Annotated in this window: 21 protein-coding genes and 6 pseudogenes; 9 read left to right on the top strand and 18 right to left on the bottom strand. The window is 40.8% G+C overall.

Features of this window, described 5'->3' with window-relative positions:
* Positions 1-30 precede the first annotated feature (30 nt).
* The 6 genes from ACSLFW_RS04430 to gdhA form a co-directional block, all read right to left on the bottom strand.
* A complete protein-coding gene (locus ACSLFW_RS04430; RefSeq protein ID WP_436554800.1) occupies positions 31-630 on the bottom strand; it encodes a T9SS type A sorting domain-containing protein in 600 nt (199 codons plus the stop codon).
* Positions 575-832, bottom strand: a complete 258-nt coding sequence (locus tag ACSLFW_RS04425) for a two-component regulator propeller domain-containing protein (protein WP_436554799.1) — start codon at positions 830-832, stop codon at positions 575-577. The genes ACSLFW_RS04430 and ACSLFW_RS04425 overlap by 56 nt, the downstream gene beginning before the upstream one ends.
* A 4-nt stretch (positions 833-836) precedes the next feature.
* Positions 837-2,327, bottom strand: a complete 1,491-nt coding sequence (locus ACSLFW_RS04420) for a hypothetical protein (protein ID WP_436554798.1) — start codon at positions 2,325-2,327, stop codon at positions 837-839.
* An 82-nt stretch (positions 2,328-2,409) separates the two neighbouring features.
* The gene (locus ACSLFW_RS04415; protein WP_436554797.1) at positions 2,410-3,543 is read right to left on the bottom strand and encodes a hypothetical protein; all 1,134 of its coding nucleotides are present in this window, start codon (positions 3,541-3,543) and stop codon (positions 2,410-2,412) included.
* Complete coding sequence (locus ACSLFW_RS04410; protein WP_436554796.1) at positions 3,543-4,283, bottom strand: glycosyltransferase family 2 protein; 741 nt, start codon at positions 4,281-4,283, stop codon at positions 3,543-3,545. Before ACSLFW_RS04410 ends, ACSLFW_RS04415 begins: the two co-directional genes overlap by 1 nt.
* Before the next feature lie 114 nt (positions 4,284-4,397).
* Entirely contained in the window at positions 4,398-5,741 is a 1,344-nt protein-coding gene (gene gdhA / locus ACSLFW_RS04405) for an NADP-specific glutamate dehydrogenase (protein WP_436554795.1), read from the bottom strand.
* A gap of 266 nt (positions 5,742-6,007) precedes the next feature.
* Between gdhA and ACSLFW_RS04400 the strand changes: the two are divergent.
* Positions 6,008-6,815: pseudogene (locus tag ACSLFW_RS04400) on the top strand (THC0290_0291 family protein).
* A 147-nt stretch (positions 6,816-6,962) separates the two neighbouring features.
* Here ACSLFW_RS04400 and ACSLFW_RS04395 read toward each other — a convergent pair.
* A pseudogene (locus ACSLFW_RS04395) lies at positions 6,963-8,104 on the bottom strand (cystathionine gamma-synthase).
* A 168-nt stretch (positions 8,105-8,272) separates the two neighbouring features.
* Here ACSLFW_RS04395 and ACSLFW_RS04390 point away from each other — a divergent pair.
* Positions 8,273-9,016, top strand: a complete 744-nt coding sequence (locus ACSLFW_RS04390; RefSeq protein ID WP_436554794.1) for a DUF3298 domain-containing protein — start codon at positions 8,273-8,275, stop codon at positions 9,014-9,016.
* Here ACSLFW_RS04390 and ACSLFW_RS04385 read toward each other — a convergent pair.
* Positions 9,009-9,464: a DinB family protein gene (locus ACSLFW_RS04385; RefSeq protein ID WP_436554793.1), complete on the bottom strand. Its 456-nt coding sequence runs from the start codon at positions 9,462-9,464 to the stop codon at positions 9,009-9,011. The two genes, ACSLFW_RS04390 and ACSLFW_RS04385, sit on opposite strands and share 8 nt — an antisense overlap.
* Before the next feature lie 73 nt (positions 9,465-9,537).
* On the opposite strand from ACSLFW_RS04385, the gene ACSLFW_RS04380 reads away from it, so the two are divergent.
* The 6 genes and pseudogenes from ACSLFW_RS04380 (at position 9,538) to ACSLFW_RS04355 (ending at position 14,033) form a co-directional block, all read left to right on the top strand.
* Positions 9,538-9,888 carry an arsenate reductase family protein gene (locus ACSLFW_RS04380; protein WP_436554792.1) on the top strand — a complete coding sequence of 117 codons (351 nt, stop codon included), beginning with the start codon at positions 9,538-9,540 and terminating at the stop codon, positions 9,886-9,888.
* Between the two features lie 123 nt (positions 9,889-10,011).
* Positions 10,012-10,871: pseudogene (locus ACSLFW_RS04375) on the top strand (YicC/YloC family endoribonuclease).
* Positions 10,872-10,912: 41 nt separating this feature from the next.
* Positions 10,913-11,486: pseudogene (gmk, locus tag ACSLFW_RS04370) on the top strand (guanylate kinase).
* Complete coding sequence (nadD, locus tag ACSLFW_RS04365) at positions 11,486-12,067, top strand: nicotinate (nicotinamide) nucleotide adenylyltransferase (protein WP_436554791.1); 582 nt, start codon at positions 11,486-11,488, stop codon at positions 12,065-12,067. Before gmk ends, nadD begins: the two are co-directional and overlap by 1 nt.
* 2 nt (positions 12,068-12,069) lie before the next feature.
* The gene (locus ACSLFW_RS04360) at positions 12,070-12,483 is read left to right on the top strand and encodes a hypothetical protein (protein ID WP_436554790.1); all 414 of its coding nucleotides are present in this window, start codon (positions 12,070-12,072) and stop codon (positions 12,481-12,483) included.
* Between the two features lie 553 nt (positions 12,484-13,036).
* Positions 13,037-14,033 (top strand): annotated as a pseudogene (locus ACSLFW_RS04355) (NAD(P)H-dependent glycerol-3-phosphate dehydrogenase).
* A gap of 151 nt (positions 14,034-14,184) precedes the next feature.
* On the opposite strand, the gene ACSLFW_RS04350 reads toward ACSLFW_RS04355, so the two are convergent.
* The 4 genes and pseudogenes from ACSLFW_RS04350 to ACSLFW_RS04335 form a co-directional block, all read right to left on the bottom strand.
* The gene (locus ACSLFW_RS04350) at positions 14,185-14,595 is read right to left on the bottom strand and encodes a hypothetical protein (protein ID WP_436554789.1); all 411 of its coding nucleotides are present in this window, start codon (positions 14,593-14,595) and stop codon (positions 14,185-14,187) included.
* A gap of 146 nt (positions 14,596-14,741) precedes the next feature.
* Positions 14,742-15,762 (bottom strand): annotated as a pseudogene (pheS, locus tag ACSLFW_RS04345) (phenylalanine--tRNA ligase subunit alpha).
* A 125-nt stretch (positions 15,763-15,887) separates the two neighbouring features.
* Positions 15,888-16,418 (bottom strand): hypothetical protein, encoded by a 531-nt coding sequence (locus ACSLFW_RS04340; RefSeq protein WP_436554788.1) that lies wholly within the window; start codon positions 16,416-16,418, stop codon positions 15,888-15,890.
* Positions 16,419-16,425: 7 nt separating this feature from the next.
* Positions 16,426-16,782 (bottom strand): hypothetical protein, encoded by a 357-nt coding sequence (locus ACSLFW_RS04335; RefSeq protein WP_436554787.1) that lies wholly within the window; start codon positions 16,780-16,782, stop codon positions 16,426-16,428.
* A 108-nt stretch (positions 16,783-16,890) separates the two neighbouring features.
* On the opposite strand from ACSLFW_RS04335, the gene ACSLFW_RS04330 reads away from it, so the two are divergent.
* Positions 16,891-17,397: a CvpA family protein gene (locus tag ACSLFW_RS04330; protein WP_436554786.1), complete on the top strand. Its 507-nt coding sequence runs from the start codon at positions 16,891-16,893 to the stop codon at positions 17,395-17,397.
* An 81-nt stretch (positions 17,398-17,478) separates the two neighbouring features.
* Here ACSLFW_RS04330 and ACSLFW_RS04325 read toward each other — a convergent pair whose 3' ends face one another.
* From ACSLFW_RS04325 to ACSLFW_RS04300, 6 genes are all read right to left on the bottom strand, one after another.
* Complete coding sequence (locus ACSLFW_RS04325) at positions 17,479-18,222, bottom strand: tetratricopeptide repeat protein (protein ID WP_436554785.1); 744 nt, start codon at positions 18,220-18,222, stop codon at positions 17,479-17,481.
* A 7-nt stretch (positions 18,223-18,229) separates the two neighbouring features.
* Positions 18,230-18,418 carry a hypothetical protein gene (locus ACSLFW_RS04320; RefSeq protein ID WP_436554784.1) on the bottom strand — a complete coding sequence of 63 codons (189 nt, stop codon included), beginning with the start codon at positions 18,416-18,418 and terminating at the stop codon, positions 18,230-18,232.
* Positions 18,415-19,890 (bottom strand): BatD family protein, encoded by a 1,476-nt coding sequence (locus ACSLFW_RS04315; protein ID WP_436554783.1) that lies wholly within the window; start codon positions 19,888-19,890, stop codon positions 18,415-18,417. The genes ACSLFW_RS04320 and ACSLFW_RS04315 overlap by 4 nt, the downstream gene beginning before the upstream one ends.
* A 150-nt stretch (positions 19,891-20,040) precedes the next feature.
* Entirely contained in the window at positions 20,041-20,598 is a 558-nt protein-coding gene (locus tag ACSLFW_RS04310) for a tetratricopeptide repeat protein (RefSeq protein ID WP_436557369.1), read from the bottom strand.
* Positions 20,487-20,732 carry a hypothetical protein gene (locus ACSLFW_RS04305; protein WP_436554782.1) on the bottom strand — a complete coding sequence of 82 codons (246 nt, stop codon included), beginning with the start codon at positions 20,730-20,732 and terminating at the stop codon, positions 20,487-20,489. Before ACSLFW_RS04305 ends, ACSLFW_RS04310 begins: the two co-directional genes overlap by 112 nt.
* A 6-nt stretch (positions 20,733-20,738) precedes the next feature.
* A complete protein-coding gene (locus ACSLFW_RS04300) occupies positions 20,739-21,779 on the bottom strand; it encodes a vWA domain-containing protein (protein WP_436554781.1) in 1,041 nt (346 codons plus the stop codon).
* Between the last annotated feature and the right edge of the window lie 36 nt (positions 21,780-21,815).

Raw genomic sequence — 21,815 nt, 5'->3', positions numbered from 1 at the left:
TACCTGAACCTTGAACCCAAAACCCTGAACCTAACGAATAATCATCACTTTCTTCACTTTCGTAAGCGTTCCGTCTTCAGAAGATATAAAAATCATATAAACGCCCGATGCGACGCGGTATTTGCCGAAAGCTGTAGTGTCCCATTCGATGGTTCCGCCTTCGGCTACTTTTTCGTAAACGAGGTTGCCTTCGATATCAGTAATTTTTATCGTGGCTTTGTCAATCAGATTGGCTATTTTTACGGTTCCTGAAAATTCGGGCCTTACGGGATTCGGATATACGAGTACACTGTTCAGGTCGTTTTTGCCGCCGGTCGATACGCCTTTATAAGAAACCATTCCTTTGTCTGTGGCGAAAAAAACTTCGCCGGTGACCGGATTGATGTCGATGTCGTTTACCGCATTACTTGGCAAAGGTGAATTGGCCGAAGTAAAGCGATGCAAAGTCTGTTGCCCGTTCGAAGAGACGTGAAACACACCGGCTTCAGCAGTGGCAATCCATTTATTATTAGCGCCGTCAACAACGATATCGGTGATGAACTGATCGTTGAGCAATTCCTGTGCGACGCCGCCTTCATCCAGGAAAATCACCGGATAAGCCTGCAGGCTCCTGCTCGCCGAGGAAGGCATCTACACTTGACATTACCCGCAATCCTTCAATGGTACCGATCCATAATTGGTTGCGATTGTCGACGGCAAGAGCGCGGACATCTTTGTTGGGCAATGATCCGTTTTCTGTTCCGACTGCGACTTTCTTAAAAACATCGTTATATCCTACAAGGCCGTTGTGGTCTGTTGCCATCCATTTGGTGCCATTCTTATCAATAACCATGCGGTTAAAGCTGTTTTCGCCAGGAAACGTCGAGAATACTCGCCATTGAGAAAGACTGCCATTGGTTGCCTGATTTCAGTACTTTCAATCCCTTTTCAATATTGCTGTTGGTTACCCACAGGTTGCCCGATTTGTCAAAAGCAGTTCCGTTAATCCTTATGTCAATGTAATCCGGACTTCCGAAAAATAACGATTCAAGACCGCTGTTGGTGGTGTTATAAAGTACTGTCGGCTCTCCATTTTCAATTTTGAGCAATCCGGAAAAAAAAGAACTGATATACAATTCATTTTCATTATTGGGATTAACGGTAATATGTACCAATGCTTTTGCGCCGAACAAATTGTCATACGGAATATCCGTCCATTGCTGCTCTGAAAACTTACTTACAGGAAAAGAATTGGGTAATGTCCCTGCGTATGCATACGGATTGTACCTTTGGGAATATCCGCCATAAACCGCCCAAAGTGTAGGTGTAGTGGCGTTGATGCCGAAAATTGCGTTTCTATACGGTCCGTCAGGGCTTATGAATTGAAAAGTGCCCGGGCTTTGAAGCGAAGTAGTTATTACGCCATGTTCATTTGTTCCGATGTAAAGCGTATTGCCCACTACTGTTGCACATGAAAACGCATCAGTAATTTCCGGCAACTGACTGGCGTTGATTTCTATCGGACTGAATTGCTCATTATAACAATATACCTTATTGGCGGTTGTGAGGATGAGGCGATCTTCTGCCGCCCTCATATCTAAAGCATAAGCGCCAATTTGGCGGTAATTGCTGAAAGAACTTCCATTAAATTTACTCAGGAAACTATTGTCATTGTTGAATGCATACAGCCCGCCTGCAAACGCTTCGATACCAGACCATCCGCCTGTGTTTATTTGTTGCCATTGATTGGCATCGATAAGATTCGGATTATCGATTGCAGCACGCTTAATGCCATCGGTGTTAGAAGCGGCATAAATATATCCGTCGAAAAAAGCAGTCTGAGTAATTACGATTTCAGAAACGCCGGTGCCGATAAAATAAGTGTCGCCGAACTGCAATGTCGCCAGGTTGTATTGTACAATTCCGAAATCACACGAAATATAAACAATCCCTTCGTGTTCCATGAAATGGTTGATTTTCTTGATATTCGGCGGAAGCTGTTTGTTGATGATGTCTACGACTGTACGCATTGTCCCATCATTTTCATTGATGACAATCATGAGTCCGTTTTCGTAACCGACGAGTGTTTTGTTGAAGGCCGCGCTGTAATAAACCGAAGATATGGTCTGGCTCGGAAGTCCGTCAATCGTATTGACTGTTTTGATTTCGTTGGTGGCTGTGCTTCTGGAGAATAAAGCATTTTCCGAAGCTGCGATAAATTTTGCCGGCGACGACGACATGTCTTTGATTTCATTATACGAAAAGTAACCTTTCCAGAGCAGGCTGTTTTGTGAGAAGCCGACTTGCAGGCATCCGAAAAGTAAAAAGACCAGCCAGTAATTTTTCATTTGTAAATAAATTGAGGTACAAATATACCATGAAACGGGATTAATCTCAATTTCATATAATAATTAGGCGATATTTTCGGATTTATGAGGTTGGCGATTCCGGATTTTCGGTTAAAAAAAGCCGATACATTAAAAAAGGTGTGCAAAGAATGAAATAAGATATGTCGGCTTCACTTCCGAACAATGCCGCATCAAAACTGGTTTTTGAAATGGTATAAGCCAGGTGAAATAAGATGGTGAGGAACAAAACCAATCCTGCATAAAAATAAATATCGGATTCTTTCTTGCATGCTGCGACAACAACTGCTGCCAGTAATATAAACATCAAGGTATATTTAAACGGCAGCAAAAACGACGATTGTATAACGAAAGGATTCATTTTCAGAAAATCGTCAAAATGCCCGTAAATGAAAGGAAGAAAAGTCAATCCAAAAGTCATTACCGCAATAAAACCCAGGAAAATCATATTCTTAAAATCGATTTTATTTGTCTTCAGCGCAAATAAAAATGTGACGATGTACGGAATCACAAAAACATTCCGCGTTGACAGCAATAATCCGATAATGACGCCAAATATCAGACTCGCTTTTGCAGATTTACCATGCGACTTAAAAAAATAAACTACCGACAGTAAAACAAGGCAACCGTTGACAAATAAGTTGCTTCTGGAACACAATTCCCAAAGATAGAAAAGAGAAATTCCGGTCAGCAAAAATGCAATTTCGCGTTGCGCAATCCGGCATTTTTTCATCAGAAAAACAAAAAGCAGTATTCCCGAAAGCGAGAAAATCCCTAATTCGCCAATAAGATAAAAAGGTAGCGCCAGAATAAAATAAAACGGCATCGGCCCGGGATAATTGCCGTCAAATGATTTGGCGTAATAAACATATTCTCCTTTAAAATAATTGTCCCAAAAAGAAGTGATTACGCTCCAGCGATCAACGTTAAGCATTTCTTTCGGGATATAATACAGCAGTAACAATGCGGCAATTATGTAAAAACCATACAGCCAGTAATTGGAATATTTTATTTTTGAAATCAGTAGAGAAAAAAGTTGCCTTTTATACCAGATTATTGCATAAAATACAACAACCAATACCGAAACAAGCCAGTAATAATCAGTAAATCGGCTGGTATATTTAAGCGCAAAAATGAAATTGATGAAAAGAAAAATAAGCATTGAAGCACTTTTCTGATTGACAATGCCTGCTTTCATTACCTGAAAATTGAAAATTTATAAATTCCGTTTTTTGATAAGAAATACTGCAATGAGGTTGCCACTACGCCCAAACCATATTTTACACTTCTTTTAAAATTGATAGACGACGCTTCTTCAAAATATTTTGTCGGGCAGGTGATTTCTGCAATTTCAAAGCCTTTGTAAAATATCTGCGCCAGAAATTGGTTGTCGAAAACAAAATCATCTGAATTTTTATCGAAGTCGATTGTTTCGAGAACTTCCTTACTATAAGCCCTGTAACCGGTATGGTATTCCGAGAGCTTTTGGTTCATCAATATGTTCTGTGAAAGCGTAAGGAAGCGGTTCGCAATATATTTGTAAATAGGCATTCCGCCCTTAAGGGCGCCTTTTCCTAAAATTCTCGAGCCAATCACAACCGGATACACATCATTCGCAATCAGATAAGCCATTGAGTGGATGAGTTTTGGTGTGTATTGGTAATCAGGATGCAGCATGATTACAATGTCTGCTCCGTTTTCTAATGCTGCTTTGTAGCAACTTTTTTGGTTGCCGCCGTAGCCTTTGTTCTTTTCGTGATGCACGACATGGCCAATTCCTATGTTTTTGGCAACTTCATGGGTGTTGTCGAGGCTGTGGTCATCAACGAGAATCACTTCATCGACGATGTCAAACGGAATCTCATTATGCGTTTTTTCTAAAGTTTTTCCGGCGTTATAGGCGGGTAAAACGACAATAATTTTTTTGTTGTCAATCAAAATATAACTTTCGGTAAATTTATAGAATCTGGTTAAACCAAAGTCAATTCATTAAAAATAAAAAAAGCCCTTTTTTCAGATGAAAGAAGGGCTTTTCAATTATTTTGAAAGTGATTAAACCACACCTTGCGCCAACATCGCATCGGCAACTTTTACGAAACCGGCGATATTCGCACCTTTTACGTAATCAACGTGGCCAGTCGAATCAGCACCATATTTCACACATGAAGCGTGGATCGCAAGCATAATTCCTTTTAATCTTTGATCAACTTCTTCTGAAGTCCAGCTCAAACGCAATGAGTTTTGTGACATTTCAAGACCTGAAGTTGCAACACCGCCGGCGTTAGACGCTTTTCCAGGCGCGAATAAGATTTTTGCATTCTGGAAAACCGTAACAGCTTCTGGAGTTGATGGCATGTTAGCGCCTTCCGCCACACAGATACAACCGTTGGCAACAAGCATTTTCGCTTCGTTTTCGTCCAATTCGTTTTGAGTTGCACATGGCAAAGCCACATCACATTTCACTTCCCACGGACGTTTTCCGTCTACGTATTTTGCGTTTGGATATTTGTTTACGTATTCGCTGATACGGCCGCGCAATTCGTTTTTCAATTCCATTACGAAAGCCAGTTTTTCAGCATCGATTCCGTCTGCATCATAGATATAACCGGCAGAATCAGAAAGCGTTACAACTTTTCCGCCCAATTGCGTTGCTTTTTCAGCAGCATATTGCGCTACGTTTCCAGAACCTGAAATCACAACGGTTTTTCCGGTGAAGCTGTCGCCTTTAGTGCCTAACATCGATTGTGCGAAATAAACATCGCCGTAACCAGTCGCTTCTGGACGGATCAAAGAACCTCCGAAAGAAATTCCTTTTCCGGTTAAAACGCCGGTGAATTCATTGCGCAATCTTTTGTATTGTCCGAACATGTAACCTACTTCTCTTCCTCCGACACCGATATCTCCTGCAGGAACGTCGGTATCAGCACCGATGTGTTTCGACAATTCAGTCATGAAAGCCTGGCAGAAACGCATTACTTCGTTGTCTGATTTTCCTTTCGGATCAAAATCAGCGCCACCTTTTCCTCCGCCCATTGGCAAAGTCGTCAATGAATTTTTGAAAGTCTGCTCAAAAGCAAGGAATTTCAAAATCGAAAGATTTACTGAAGGGTGAAAACGGATTCCGCCTTTGTAAGGCCCGATTGCAGAGTTCATCTGGATTCTGTAACCGCGGTTTACCTGCGTATTTCCGGCATCGTCAATCCATACGACACGGAAAGAGATGACGCGCTCGGCCTCGACCATACGCTCCAAAAGCATTTTGTTCTGGTATTTTTTATTTTCCTCGATAAACGGGATTACTGTTTCAGCAACTTCGTGTACAGCCTGCATGAATTCAGGCTCATTTGCATTTCTTTTTGCAACTGCTTCAACAAAAGATTGAATACTTTGTGACATGATTATTAAGTTATTAACGTTTTAAGAAAACGTTTTCGTTTGCGGATACAAATATACATCATCTGCAATTTACTGAAAGAAAATTTTTGCATATCCGCAATAGAATTATCTTTTTGGTAAGAAATATTGATAAAAAGTGTATTTAATCTAAGTTTTTAAACCAATACATTATAATTTTCGTAGCTAAATAAGTATTTAAGATTTTATTTTTCAAGTGAATGATGTTTTTATATCTTTGTCGGGATTTGAACTTTACAGCCTCAGTAATGCTTAAAAACGCCCTTGTATTTCTTGCCGTATTGGGTTTTTCCAATATTGCCACTGCACAATTTCGCGGCGGTTTCTCTCACGAAGTCGGATTAATTGCAGGCCCTGTAGCTTTTCAGTCTGATTATGGCGAAAGGCATGACCTTAAGACGAATGCCGGAAATACGGGTTTCGGCATCGGAATCGTTCACTATCTCAACTTTTCTTACACGGCACAATGTAATTGTTATACTCCTGAAACTTATTTCAACGATCACTTTAAATTCCGTACCGAACTTTCGATGAACAGGACGGAATTGAAGCATTTCGGAAGATGGGTTGACAAAAACAGTAATGATTTAGGCGTACGACAATTGCGTGCGATGCGCGGTTCGGCAACGCTTTTCAATGCAGGCGTGCAAATTGAATATTTCCCTTTGAGTATTCGTGATTTTACTGCGACAACAGGAAGTTTTGGCCCATATATCAGCCTTGGCGGACAATACAGCCATTTTGTGCCGACAGCAACTTCAGAATTACTGACCACTTGGAATTCCACAGACTACTTTCCCAAAATACCTCGATCCTTCTGACGGAAGGCCACATGGTTATTCTACTGAAGCCGGCAATGTCTGGTCAGTCGTCTGGAGCGTAGGAACCCGTTATAAATTGGCACCACTATCTGATTTACTACTTGACTTGAGGTGGCAATATTACTTCTCGAACTGGGTTGACGGACTCAATCCGAACCCTGAAAAATATCCGGAAAACCGCGCGAATGACTGGATTGTCTGGTTTAATGTCGGGTATATTTATTATTTGCAATAGGAGAAAGTCAAAGTCGCAAAGACTCAAAGTTTTGGCCATATTATGTAATTATGTATAAAAAAATCCGCATTAGCGGATTTTTTACTTATGGAATATATTCGTTTCAATTGACAATTTTGAAACTCTGAAATTTTGCACCTTTGAAACTTACGACAAAGCCTGCTCAATATCAGCAATTAAATCTTCAATATCTTCAATGCCAACGCTCAGTCGCACCAAATCATCAGTAATACCGATTTCTTTTCTTTTGTCTTCCGGAATTGAAGCATGCGTCATTAAAGCCGGATGATTTGCTAATGATTCTACGCCGCCTAAAGATTCTGCCAAAGTAAAAACCTCGAGTTTTTCAAGGAAAGCAATTGCTTCTTCTTTTTTGCCTGAAGTGAAAGTAAACGACACCATTCCGCCGAAACCTTTCATCTGCTTTTTCGCAATTTCATGGAATGGATGATTTGGTAATCCCGGATAATAAACCGTCTTAATTTTTGGATGATTGTTCAGGAATTCTACCACTTTTTCGCCATTTTCACAATGGCGCTGTACACGAAGCGACAATGTCTTGATGCCTCTTAAAACCAAAAACGAATCCATCGGCCAAGCGTTGCTCCGGTTGCGAATTGCTGAAAATGCAATTGTTCTCCTAAAGATTCATCGCGAACAACCAAAGCGCCGGCAATTACATCAGAATGTCCGCCTAAATATTTCGTAGCAGAATGCATGACGATATCCGCGCCTAAATCGAGTGGCTTTTGCAAATAAGGTGTTGCAAAGGTATTGTCAACTGCAAAAAGAATTTTTTTAGCTTTTGTGATTTTCGAAATCGCTTCGATGTCAGCCAGTTTCATCAGCGGATTTGTAGGCGTTTCCACCCAGACCAATTTCGTATTTTCGTTGATTAGTGACTGGAATTTGTCCAAATCGTTCATATCAACAAAATGAAATTTGATTTCGAAGTCTTTATAAATCCTTGTAAACATTCGGTAAGTTCCGCCGTAAAGATCGTCCATCGCAATGACTTCATCGCCTGCCCTGAAAGATCTCAGCAAGCAATCTGTTGCCGCCAATCCTGAGGAAAATGCGAGTCCGCGCATTCCGTTTTCAATGCTTGCCAACGCATTTTCAAGTGCCGTTCTCGTCGGATTCGCAGCACGGCTGTATTCATAATCGCCAACCGGTTTTCCCGGACTGGTCTGCAAATAAGTTGAAGTTTGATAAACCGGCGGCATGACAGCTCCTGTCGTTTCATCGTGGTGTTGCCCGCCGTGTATGACTTTTGTATTGAATTTCATTTTTCTTTTTTGTTCAGGGTGTTGGGTTTAGGGCGCAAGGTCTTGTTTCGTGGAGAAACCCTGAACCTTGAACCCGATACCTTGGACCAATTTTAGCACAAATTTACCTTTTAATTTATTTTAACCAAGCAGCAAATTCTTACCTTTATTATAAATTAACATTTTACGATGAAGCATTTCCTGACTTTCGCGCTGTTGGCGCTACTGGTGACAAGCTGTAACAACGAATTGCAGTTTGAAGAAAAATCTTATTCCAAAAAATCTAGCGTGCCTTGCAGTGCCGATTGCCCGCATGTCGATATCAAAATTCCCGTCGCTAAAAATGTGCCGATTGTCGCCGACAGCATCAATAAAAAGATTTTTGCTGTGATGAAGGAAATCGTATTTGTAGGCGAAAAACCATTCCCTTCGACAGATTACAACGGATTGACATCGGCGTTCATCCAATCTTACGAAGAAATCCAGAAAAAAGAACCTTCGGAAAAAATCGGCTGGGAAGCGGAAATCACCGGAAGAATCACTTACCAATCTGACAATATCCTGAATATCGGACTGAAATCATACGCCTTCACAGGTGGCGCACATGGTTACGGCGGCGAACGTTCACTGATTTTTGATCCCGAAACCGGAAAGAATATCCCGAATGACAAATTGTTCAAAGATGTTCCCGCTTTCGAGGCCTTCGCCGAAAAGAAATTCCGGAAAACTTATAATATTTCCGAAGGAAAACCGCTCAATGAAAGCGGATTCATGTTCGAAGACGAAAAGTTCACTTTACCGCAAACATTCTTCTTTACCGATAAAGGTTTCCTTTTATATTACAACGTTTACGAAATCGCTTCGTATGCCGATGGTGCGAAACAAGTGCTGATTCCTTATTCAGAAATGGAGCCTTATTTGGCGGTTAAATAAACTTCCTGATGCTCATCATCATTCCGGTGTGCACCGCTTCATGATAAATATTGAAGGTTATCGCATCATTGACACTTTTCATTGTATAGCCTGTCATTGTAGTGAATTCCGTGAAATTTTCAAAACCTCCGGCGTTGAAATCGGTTTCGGTTTTTTCAATTGCTGTAAAAAGCAATGATTTGATGAAATCGACTTCTTCCTGCGTCACATCTGATTCTGGCTTGGTGCCCCGCTTGTATTTGGCAACCATTTCTCCATCAACCATCATCGGTAATCCGAACAAATTATAAACGAGCATTTGCTGTACAACTATGATGTGAGCAATGTTCCAGATCAGGTTATTATTAAAGCCTTCCGGCACTTTATTGAGTTGTTCAAGCGAATAATTGTCGAGGAATTTTGCAATGACACTACGGCTGTAATTGGTAATTTCGAAAGTGGATTTCATTTGTTTTTTTGATAAAAATACTGCTTTTGAATGTCAAAATGGACTTACTTTTGTAAAAAATAATCCGCTTCACATGAACAAAATTTATTACCTCGCTTCCTGCGATACCTGCCGGAAAATCATCAAATCGCTTCCGAATGCCGATAACCTTGAATTCCACGATATTCGCCAAAATCCGATTAACGAAGACGAACTTGAAGAAATGCAAAGCCTTTCCAGAAGTTACGAAGCGCTTTTCAGCAAGAAAGCACAGCTTTACAAATCGTTGGATCTGAAGAATAAATCACTCACCGAAGCCGATTTCAAAAAATATTTGCTTGAACATTATACGTTTTTAAGCCGTCCGGTTTTTATCATCGACGGGAAGATTTACATCGGCAACAGCCAGAAAAATGTGAATGAAGTGATTGCGGTTTTGAAATAAGAATTAAGTTCATTCGATTTAACACGAATTCCACAAATTTACACGAATTAATTTGTGCAAATTCGTGAAATTCGTGTCCACCTTTACCGTTTTCACTACATTTGTAATTACACAAATTTTTGTATGATACAATCAATGACCGGTTTCGGCAAAGCGACACTACAATTGCCGACCAAAAAGATCACCGTCGAAGTAAAATCGCTGAACAGCAAAGGGCTCGATTTAAATGTAAGAATGCCGTCGGTTTACCGCGAAATGGAACTTGGCCTGCGCAACCAGATTGCCCTGAAACTCGAGCGCGGCAAAATTGACTTTTCTATTTTGTTGAAAATTCTGCCGAACAGACTGCAACGAAAATCAACGCGCCAATCGTAAGAGCTTACATCGAGCAGATGAAGGAAGTCATTCCCAATGCAGATGAAACCGAACTCATGAAAATGGCCGTCAGAATGCCAGATGCGCTCAAAACCGAACGCGACGATATTGACGAAAATGACTGGAGCGAAATCCAAAAAGTTGTTGATGAAGCTTTGGTGAATATCGTGCAATTCCGCACTTCAGAAGGCGTCGCGCTCGAAAAGGAATTCCTGCACCGCATCGCCAACATTATGACGATGATGAATGACACCGTAGCGCTTGACGGCGAAAGAATCCAGACCGTAAAAACGCGCCTTTCAAATGCAATCGAAGAATTAAAAGTGAATCTTGATGAAAATCGTTTCGAGCAGGAACTGATTTTTTATTTGGAGAAATATGATATTACAGAAGAAAAAGTACGCCTTGAAAACCACCTCAATTATTTCATAGAAACCCTTGCCGGGACTGAAGCCAACGGACGAAAACTAGGTTTTATCACGCAGGAAATGGGACGTGAAATCAACACGATGGGTTCTAAATCGAATCATGCGCAGATGCAGAAACTCGTCGTCCAGATGAAAGATGAACTCGAAAAAATTAAGGAACAGGTTCTGAACGTGCTTTAAAATTGGCAATTAACAATTGACAGTTTGACAATTAAAAAACAATGAGCAAAGGAAAATTGATTGTATTTTCTGCACCTTCGGGTTCCGGAAAAACCACCATAGTAAGGCATTTACTGGAACAAAAAGAGCTGCATCTGGATTTTTCCATTTCGGCGACTTCACGTCCGAAACGCGGCGAAGAGATTGACGGCAGGGATTATTATTTCATTTCGGCTGAAGCTTTCCAGCAAAAAATCGATGAAAATGCCTTTGTAGAATATGAAGAAGTTTACAAAGACAATTTCTACGGCACTTTAAAAAGCGAACTCGACCGCATTTGGGCGCTCGGAAAACACGTGATTTTCGACATAGACGTGATTGGGGATGAGCATCAAAAAACAATATCCGGAACAAACATTGGCGGTTTTCGTTAGTCCGCCTTCAGTGGAAGAACTCGAAAGACGGCTGCGCTTCCGCCAGACGGAAACTGAAGAAAAAATCCAGATGCGCATCGCAAAAGCCGAAAGGGAAATCGCAAGTTCAGGCGAATTTGACGTGATTTTGAAAAATTATGACTTGGAAAACGCGAAGAATGATGCGTACGAACTCGTCTCAAATTATTTAAAAATCAGCTGATGAAGGTCGGATTGTATTTCGGAACTTTCAATCCTGTTCACGTCGGGCACATGATTATTGCCAACCATATCGCCGAGTTTTCGGATTTGGATAAAATCTGGATGGTCGTGACGCCGCACAATCCGCTGAAACAGAAAAGCACTTTACTCGATGACCGCCACCGTTTGCAGATGGTATTTCTGGCGACAGAAGATTACACTAAAATCCAGCCTTCTGACATCGAATTCAATTTGCCGCAACCGAATTACACCATCAATACACTCATCCATTTAAAGGAAAAATACCCGCAGCACGAATTTGCGCTGATTATGGGTGAAGACAATTTGAATTCGTTCCGGAAATGGAAGAATTATGATGTGATTTTAAATGATTACGACATTTATGTGTATCCGAGAATCGGTACTTCGGAAGTCGATGCAGAATTCGCCAATCATCCGAAAATCCACAAAGTTGATGCGCCGGTAATTGAAATTTCGTCAACACATATCCGCGAAAGCATCAGAAACAAAAAGAATTATATGCCATTATTGCCACAAAAAGTCTGGGAATATATTGATCATAATAATTTTTACAGAAAGTAAAAATGAGTTTTTCGACGCGCATTTTCGTTCCTGATTTGCCGAAGCGCTTTACACTTACGCGTTCTCAGAAAGTCAGTACCGCGGCATTCCTGCTGTTCATTTTCACAGTAATTATTGGTTTGATAAATGGTTTCTTCGATATTAAAATCATCAATTATTTGCTGATCGGATTTACTTTATTGGTGCTTTTGGGCCTTATTGCGTCAGATGTGATGCGGCTTACGGAATACGAAAATCTGAATGGGCATCTGGAAGGCATGCTGGAAATCGATATTGAAACAATCAGAATCAATGACGCTTCTTATTTTTTCAATGAAATAACCGATTTTAAAATTGGCATTCATAATTACAGCGGGCAACGGACAGGCAACAGGCGAAGTGGCCGGCATATTTTCAGGGCATTTCAAATACATTAGCATTTGAGCATTCCGGAAAAGTCATCAGCATTCAGTTTTATATTGATTCGGAAGCGGCAATGGCGCAGTTATATTATACGCTGATTCAGATCATAAGCCGGGAAAAATTGCCTTACACTAGGAAATTGCTCAATTTGATTCCGGAAACGCTATCGGTATTTGCCGGGATTTCGCGACTTCATTATTAAATTACTGGCAGAAAAAAGGATTTCCTGTACCGAAGGACTTTTGATAATCGGCTATGATTCAGATGCCGAAGCAGCGGAACTGCGCGAAAAATATTGCGGCTAAACAAAAGGCGCTCCGAATACAATCCGGAGCGCCTCAAAACACCAAAAACAAATTTAATTAACTTTATTAATTATGTATAAAATGTAAACCAGCCATTACATCATATACTTTATTAACGGCTGTTGTCGCGCCAAATTGCATTGAAAATCTTAAAAATGCGTTAAATTCACGGTTGATTTTACGGAAACGTTTTCGTAAAAGCTGAAACGCTTTTCAAATCCTTCAAATTTGAGTATTTTTGACCAAACAAATTTGACCAAAAATGAGTGGACAACCAAAATTTGCAGTAATTGGCGGCGGAAGCTGGGCAACGGCAATTGCAAAAATGTTATGTGTCAACCTTCCTGAAATCGCTTGGTATATGCGAAATGAAGAAGCTATTGAGCACATCAGAACCCACAGACACAACCCAAATTACTTGAGTTCTGTTGAATTTGACAATAATAAATTAAGGTTAACGAGCGACATCAATGAGGCAGTTGCTTATGCCGATTATGTGATTTTTGCAATCCCGTCGGCGTTTTTGAGCGGTGAACTCGACGCGCTCAAAGTTAGTTTAAAAGATAAAGTTATTTTTTCTGCGATTAAGGGAATTGTCCCTGAAACTTTCCTGATTGTGGGCGAACATTTTCATAATAAATACGAAATTCCGTATAAAAACATTGGCGTGATTACAGGCAGCTTGCCACGCTGAAGAAGTCGCACTCGAAAGGCTCTCTTATCTTACGATTGCCTGTGGTGATGCGGCAAAAGCCAAAATAATGGCCAGGGAACTCGAGGGAAATTACATCAAAACCAAAATTTCAGACGACATTATCGGTACGGAATATGCGGCGATGCTCAAAAATATCTATGCAATTGCTGCCGGAATGGCGCACGGATTGGGTTACGGCGATAATTTCCAGTCTGTTTTGATGAGTAATGGCATTCGCGAGATGAAAAAATTCATCCGGAAAGTGCATAAGATGAAACGTAACATCAATGATTCTGCATATCTGGGCGATTTGCTCGTAACCGGTTATTCTGTATTTTCAAGAAACCGGATGTTTGGCAATATGATTGGAAAAGGCTATACCGTAAAAAGCGCGATGATGGAAATGAGCATGGTTGCCGAAGGGTATTATGCCGTGAAAAGCGCTTATAAACTCAACGAAGAATATGGCGCGAAAACTCCTATAATCGATGCCGTTTACAGCATTTTATATGAAGGAAAAGAGGCGCGGAAAGTATTTAAAAAATTGACTGACAAACTGGATTAGTATTCAGACTGCAGGTTGCAGATAGCAGGATTCAGTTTGTCTATAAAGAGGAAAAAGCAGAAAGAATTTATCTTTACTGCTTTTTTTATTATTGTCTTTTGTCTTTTGTCTTTTGTCTTTTGTCTGCTGTCTGCTGTCTGCTGTCTGAACACTATCTCACCACAAATCCGTCTTTAAACAAAATCGGCACTTCCTCGAAATGGCTTTTATCGTTGAAGAAATTAGCCCTGAAGATGAATTTCTTATCGTATAAAGTATTTCCAATGAAATAAGTCAGCATGAATTCATTGTTGAGTTCGAGGACATTTTTCTCAATCATTTCGATCTTTGCGACTGAAACCGAGGGCAATCGCGTAAAAGCGTGGCGCAAAAGCGAAGTTTTTTTCATTTCGCCGTTTAATGTACCGAAAGCTTTTGAAACGACCATAACACCGTCAAGGTCAAAATCGCTGTCGTTGACGAGATAGACATTCCAGATATTTTCCATTAAATCATCGCTCCATTCTGAGATGGCGGCGAAGAAAACATTTTCTACTTCGGGGATTTTGATATCTTTTTGCATATAAGTAAATCAATGTCGTGATATTCCCTTCCTTTGGAGGGGTGCCTGAAAAGGCGGGGTGGCCTAGCCCGGATAGCAGTGGAAATCCTTTTCTTTTTTTCTTTAAAAAAGAAAAGATTGCAACGTATAGCCGGATTAGCTTCTAATTAAATACTTGACTTAAATTGCTCAAGGAAACGCAAGTCATTCTCATAAAACATACGGATATCGCCGATTTGGTACAGCAACATCGCGATTCTTTCAATACCCATTCCGAATGCGAATCCGTTGTATTCGTCGGGATTGATGCCACAGTTTTTAAGAACGTTAGGATCTACCATTCCGCAGCCCATGATTTCTAACCAACCGGTGCCTTTGGTGATGCGGTAATCGGTTTTCGGTCTTCAATCCCCAATAAATATCGACCTCTGCGCTTGGTTCTGTAAAAGGAAAGTACGACGGGCGAAGGCGGATTTTTGATTTTCCGAACATTTCTTTGGTGAAATATAAAAGCGTCTGCTTCAGATCGGCAAACGAAACGTCTTTGTCAATATAAAGTCCTTCGACCTGGTGAAAAATACAGTGCGAACGCGACGAAACGGCTTCGTTGCGAAAAACGCGTCCCGGAGAAATCGTGCGGATTGGCGGTTTGTTGCCTTCCATATAACGCACCTGGACCGACGAAGTGTGCGTCCTGAGCAGCACATCGGGATTGGTCTGGATGAAGAACGTGTCCTGCATGTCGCGCGCCGGATGGTATTCCGGAAGGTTTAATGCGGTAAAATTATGCCAGTCGTCTTCGATTTCCGGGCCTTCGGAAACATTGAATCCGATGTTTGAAAATACATCAATGATCTGGTTCTTTACCAAAGAAATCGGGTGACGGGAACCAATGTTTATCGGCTCTGACGGACGTGTCAAATCGCCGTAAAAACCTTTGATTTCTTCTTTGCTTTCGAAAGTTTCGGTGAGTGATTTTACCTTTTCTTCAGCGGTATTTTTTAATGTATTGATGACCTGACCGAATTCTTTTTTGAGTTCGTTCGGGACGTTTTTGAATTCGGAGAAAAAGTCTTTTAAAAGGCCTTTGCTTCCTAAATATTTGATGCGGAATGCCTCGAGTTCTTCTTTATTTTTGGCGGAAAAAGCTTTTGCTTCGCTGATGTGCGCTTTGATCTTGTCTATCATCTTCTTTGGTAAAGGTGCAAATTTAAGGAAAAGAAAGTTTAAAGTTGAAAGTTTAAAGTCGAAAGTCAGGCATATTCTACTTATGGCTTTGACCGATAAGCCCAATCGGCTATTTTGGTAAACGATTAATCCCGCAATCTGAAACTTTCTAATATCGTTTCGGAATCTGAATAGCGTTGGGTGAATTTACTTTTAACTGTACGGAGGGATAATGAAAATCCGAATCCATTATTAAAGTAAATTCTGTGGTGGACTGTAATGACGTTATTGCCAGCCTTTTTCTCATAAACCAGTAAATAATAAGACGGCTTGGCGTTGCACTTGACAAATCTGCTTTCGATAACTTCTGATTCACGTTTTATATTCTCTTCTATCAATGATGCATAATAAAGAATATCCATCGTTTCATATTCCTGAAGGTTTTCGGTCGTTAGGCGTATACAATCCAGAAAATCATCACTTTCGTTCGTTGACTTGAAAAACAAGACAATTCCGTCATTTTCCAGTGGATAAACATCGAACATTGACTTGTTGTAATGCATTTCATATTGGGCCTTGACCATTGTATCGGCTGCCGCATTTTGCTTTTCTTTTTGGGAAAACAATAATTGTGAAGCAAAGAGAGCAATAAAAATCAGACTGTTAAGTAACTTCATAGGCAGGCTATTCAATCAATTCTTTTTCAAGGAAATAATCAACAATCGCGCCTTTCATCAAAACCGATTGTTCTCCTGCCTTAAGCGTGGGCAATTCTTCTTTGACAATATAATGCGGCCATCCGTCTTTGTCGAAATAATCGAATTCGTAGTAACCGTAAGGCTCCAGCAGGCGGCAGATAGCGATATGCATCAGGTTGAGCTTTTCGTCCTTTTTGAATTTCTGGTGTACTTTTCCGAGTTCCTGAACTCCGATTAAATATATAATTGCATCGAGATCAAGGATGTCGCCTTCTGCAAATTGATTTGAAAGCAGCGTTACGACCTTGTCCCAGCGTTGTTTTAATTGTTCGTCTCTTGACATTTTTAGATTTCAGAATTGAGATTTTAGATTTAGATTTCCCAAATCCGGCACAAAGATAGTGTTTGTTTTTATGAATTTTATTACTGTATTTTTGCTGAAAATTTTCTGATGGTTTTCCTCGATTTTGTATTGGGCGCTTTTCTGGGTTACGGCTGTTATAAGGGCATGCGTAACGGTTTGTTTGTTGAGTTGGCGTCGCTGGTTTCATTCGTAATCGGAATTTACATTGCCGTGAAATTTTCTTACCTGATGCGCGATTTTATTGTAAAACACATTTCGTGGTCACCGAAAGCAGTTCAGGTTACGGCATTTGTGCTAACGCTTGTCTTGGTGATTGTCGGGATATTCCTTCTGGCGAAAGCTTTTACAAAAATTGCCGATTTTGCTTTTTTAGGTTGTATGAATCGTATTGCCGGCGCCGTTTTGGGTATTTTCAGGATGGTGATTTTTCTGGGAATATTTTTGGGATTGTTGCAGAAGATGAATTCCGGAAACGGATTGATTTCGGCAGAAACACAAAAAAAATCATTCTTTTTTAATCCGATCTTGAAGACGTCGGAATTTACTTTGCCGGTTTTGAAAAACTGGTTTGAAGAGTTGACGAAAACCGTTTAGTTTTTTTAACCATTAAGGGATTAAGCTGAATTAAGCGTCATTCTTGATGTCCTTAATCCCTTAATGGTTCAAACTATAAAATTACTTCAATTCCTTAATTGCCGAAGCTTCAACCCAGCCTTCAGTTTCATCAGGGAGTTGTACTTTCTTCCAGTCGTCTAAAACTTCAAGCACATAAACTTTTGTTCCTTCGTGCAGCACAACCGCGTCTTGTGCATCTGATTTTGGTTCATTTTTCACCGGAGTTACTTCTGCAAAAACAACCGCTGGCCTGTCATTTTTATAAGCATCAATCTGGAAAATCGCCGACGAAATACTGATGACAATCACGACAAGCACCAAAAACATTCCTACAAAGAACAGTCGTTTGTATAAAGTATGTCGCGAAAAATAATATCCTACAAAAAGCAACAGGAAAACTGCCGCAAATCCAATGGCAATCCAGGCCCAGGTATCGTAATAAAAAGTTGCTGTCAAATCTTGCAGCATTTTTCGGAAACCGACTTTCGGCACTTCCTTAAAATCGTCAATTGCCAGTTTTTGGGCGAATTTGAGGTTGTTCTGAATTTCTGTGTCGTTCGGATTTAGCAATAACGCTTTTTCATAATTATAAACCGCAGGTGCGACTTTGTTGAGTTTGTAATAGCAATTTCCGATGTTGAAATACAATTCAGCAGAGTGTTTTTTCGTTTTCAATACACTTTCATACGCCGAAACCGCTTCGCTGTAATTGCCTTTGCGGTACAAATCGTTGCCTTTTTCAAAAGCGTTCTGCGCCCAGAAAACCTGGGTGAAAAACAAAAATATATAAAGTAGCTTTTTCATTTTTCAATTATTTAATCTGCTTTTCTAAATCGGAGATGATTTGCGCCGCTTTTTCATAATCGTGCTGGATTTCACCAATTGTCGATGGTGCGTAACGGGCAAATTCACAGCTTTCCGTCAGATTGATAAATGCTGCAACCGTTTCCGGATTGGCGTTTCGCGCCAATAAAATCTCGGTAATCTTATCTTTACTCATTTCCGAAGTTTCGATGTGCAGCTTAGCGCGAAGGAAATTGTGCATGGCTTTTTCGAGTGCGATGTAGAACAATTCTTTGTTATTGATGTGTTTTTTCGCTTCCGAAAGGAATTTTTTGGCGAGTTTATTCGATTGCCTGATTTTATTGCCGGCAACATCGCTGTCGATCGCTTCTTCTTCTTCCTGAAAATCACAATCAGCGGAATGAAAGCCAGTGGCAGGAACGATAACGTCCAGAATAAGGTTGAGCCGAAGAAATCTTTCTTATGGATGGCCTGCAAATGCGTTTTCAATTTGATGAACTGGAAATGGTCATTTTTTGAAAGGGTGTGTTTCGCAACGCCGGTTTCTGCCACTTCTCCTGAACCCGCAGTTGGCCCATCTAACACTTTTACGATAATATCAGGCGACGTTATGGTTTTATAGCTTCCGAATCCCAAATCAAAATACGAAAACGTCAATCCTTTAATCGGATAATCGCCTTTATATTGCGGGATAATCGTGTATTTGTCGGTGATACTGCCGTTCATTCCGGAAAGCGGCGTATTGACTTTTTCAGAATGCACCGGATCGTACATTTCGAGTGAATTCGGCACGATTGGTTTTGGCAGATTGAACAGTTTCAGGTTACCTGTTCCGCTGACGCTTATGTTTAAATCGAGGCTTTCGCCGTTTTTCAACGTTGTTTTAGTCGGCGTTACTTTAAAGCTGAATTTCCCAACCGCACCTGAAAAATCAATTGGTTTTCCGAATTCCGGTAACGCTCTTACATTGATGCTTTTTGCTCCGGCAGACACACGCTTGTTGCCTTCCGTAAGCAAATATTGCCCAAAAATATTCCTTCTGTTGGTTGGAATCTGCAGGTCGATATCGAGCGATAATGGTTCAATGACAAGTTTTCCTGATTTCTGCGGATAAAGAACGGTTTTCCTTAAAACTACGTAATGAAATCGCTCGCCGTTAAAAGTGCCTTCTTCGACCTGAAGCTGTTTGATATCGATGTTCTGGCTCCAGAAATCATTATATTTCGGCTTGTCGAGCTCGCGCCAGTTCGTGATGTTGACATTCCCGAAATAGAGTTTATAGACCACTGTAATTGGTTCATTGATATACGGATTGGCTTTCGAAACATCGGCAACCAAATGAATGGCGTCATCAATATTCGCCTGAACATCATTCGGGTCTTTTGGAAGCTGGATCGCATTCGTCACCGTGATTTTTACCGGAGAAGTTTTATAAACCTGTCCGCGAATTTCAATAAATGCCTGGCGGATAACCAGATTTCCTTTTTGCATCGGCATCAGGAAATAGGTGTAAATTTTGTTGAAGGAACTTCTTCCGTTAACCCACGACTGGCTGATCTGCTGGCCCGGACGGCCAACAACCTTAAATCCTTCAAAATTCGGCGGGATGAAATTATCACCGTCGTCATTCATCGAAAAATCAACACGCAGGCGCTCGTTGAGACCCAAGTTCGTTTTGCTGACTTTGGCTTCGAACTGTACCCTGGGCGAAAATGGCCTGAGAGGTAATCAATAAAAGAAAAATGTACTTTTTCATTTTTAAGTGCTCCTTATATGCTGCGGCTTACCAGTCTTTTTCGGCTTTTACCGGTCGGCCTTTTACTTTGTTTTTGTTGACTTTATCCTGGACTTCTTCTCTTCATTGTTCACGGCTTCGAGCAGGTTTTGAAGGCGCTGCTTTGAAATTCCGCCTTCTTTCGGCTTCGGTTCGCCCTGGTCTTTCGGCTTGTCTTCTTTCGGTTTGCCTTTATCCTTGTCCTTATCGCCTTTGTCGTCCTTTTTATCTTTGTCCTTATTTTTATCCTTGTCGTCTTTTTTGTCTTTATTCTTGTCCTTATCTTTCTTTTTATCGTCTTTTTTCGGAGGATTGTTCTTGAGATACATTTTCGCTAAAGCGTAGTTATAGCGCGTTTGCTCATCATTCGGATTGTTGATTAAGGCATTTTTATACGTCTGTACCGCCAATTCGTAATTTTTCGCCTTCATATAAACGTTCCCGAGATTGTGATAAGCTTTGTGCTTTTCCTCGCGCGTTTTAGCTTCTTTTATTGCTTTTCCGTAAGCCCAGCCGGCATCTTCGGGTTGATTGATTTTATAAATGGCGTTGCCGCGGTTGTAAGCAGAAATGGCTTTTTTCGGAAATTTCGATTCAGAAATACGGTAATCCGCTTCGGCATCTGCATACTTTTTCTCGGCAAATTCCTGGTTGGCTTTTGGCAGATAGGCGTCTTTTCCTGCGCATAAATCGCGGAAACAGCCAAAAACATGATATATACGAGAATCTTCTTCATCGGATTTTATTCCTTTTCATTAAATAAATTCAGCTTTTTCACCCATTTCGTCTTTTTCTCCAACAGGAAAATATCAATGCACAATAATACTAAAGCTATTCCTAAAAACCATTGAAATTGTGAATTGAAATCGGTGTATTGCTGCGACTGGAATTCGGTCTTCTCAACATTATCGAGCGCTTTCTTCACATATTCGACAACTTCTTTGGTATTATTTCCGTTGACGTAGCCGCCTTTCGTGGCTTTTGCAATCGTTTCGAGCGATGCCTGGTTCATTTTCGTAATCACGACATCATTGTTGTTGTCGCGTTGAAAACTCTGCACGACGCCGTTATTCTTTAACGGAATTGGGCCGCCTTTTGGAGTTCCGATGCCGATGGTGATGATTTTCAATCCGGCTTTGCGGGCTTCTTCAGCGGCATCTTCCGCCCCGTCGGTATGGTCTTCACCGTCAGAAATCAGGATGACGAGCTTGCTTACTTTCTTGTCTTCATTTTCAAAATACGAAGCCGAGATTCGGATAGCATCATCAAGCGATGTGCCCTGCGAGGAAACCATTCCCGGATTCATGCTCTGCAAAAACATTCTCGCTACACCATAATCGGTCGTGATCGGCAAAACCGGGTAAGCACTTCCTGCGTAAGCCACGATTCCTATTCGGTCGCCCGCCATTTGGTTGATGAGTTGCGAAACGATTTGTTTTGATTTTTCAAGCCGGCTTGGTGCAACGTCTTCGCAAAGCATGCTTTTTGATACGTCGACGGCAAAAACGATGTCGATGCCTTCGCGTTTGGCGGTTTCAGATTTGAGTCCGATTTTCGGGTTCACGAGCGCGATGATAAGGCTTGTAATCGCCAAAGCCAAAACACACAATTTCAGGATCGATTTGAATGTAGATTTCTCCGGACTCAGTTTCCTGACCAGTGCGATATCGCCAAATTCGCGTTGTTTTTTTCTTTTCCAATATAAATTATACAGGAAAATCAATACCAGAAACGGTATGAAAAACAAAAGGTATAAATATTTTTTTTCGTCTAATTCCCACATAATTTTTTAAATTCCAAAAGGGCAAATCTCAAATGA

It is taken from the genome of Flavobacterium sp. 3HN19-14 (assembly GCF_051373205.1).
Lineage (GTDB): Bacteria > Bacteroidota > Bacteroidia > Flavobacteriales > Flavobacteriaceae > Flavobacterium.
The sequence above is the reverse complement of the archived record's forward strand: the minus strand, read 5'-3'. Positions and strand labels throughout refer to the sequence as shown.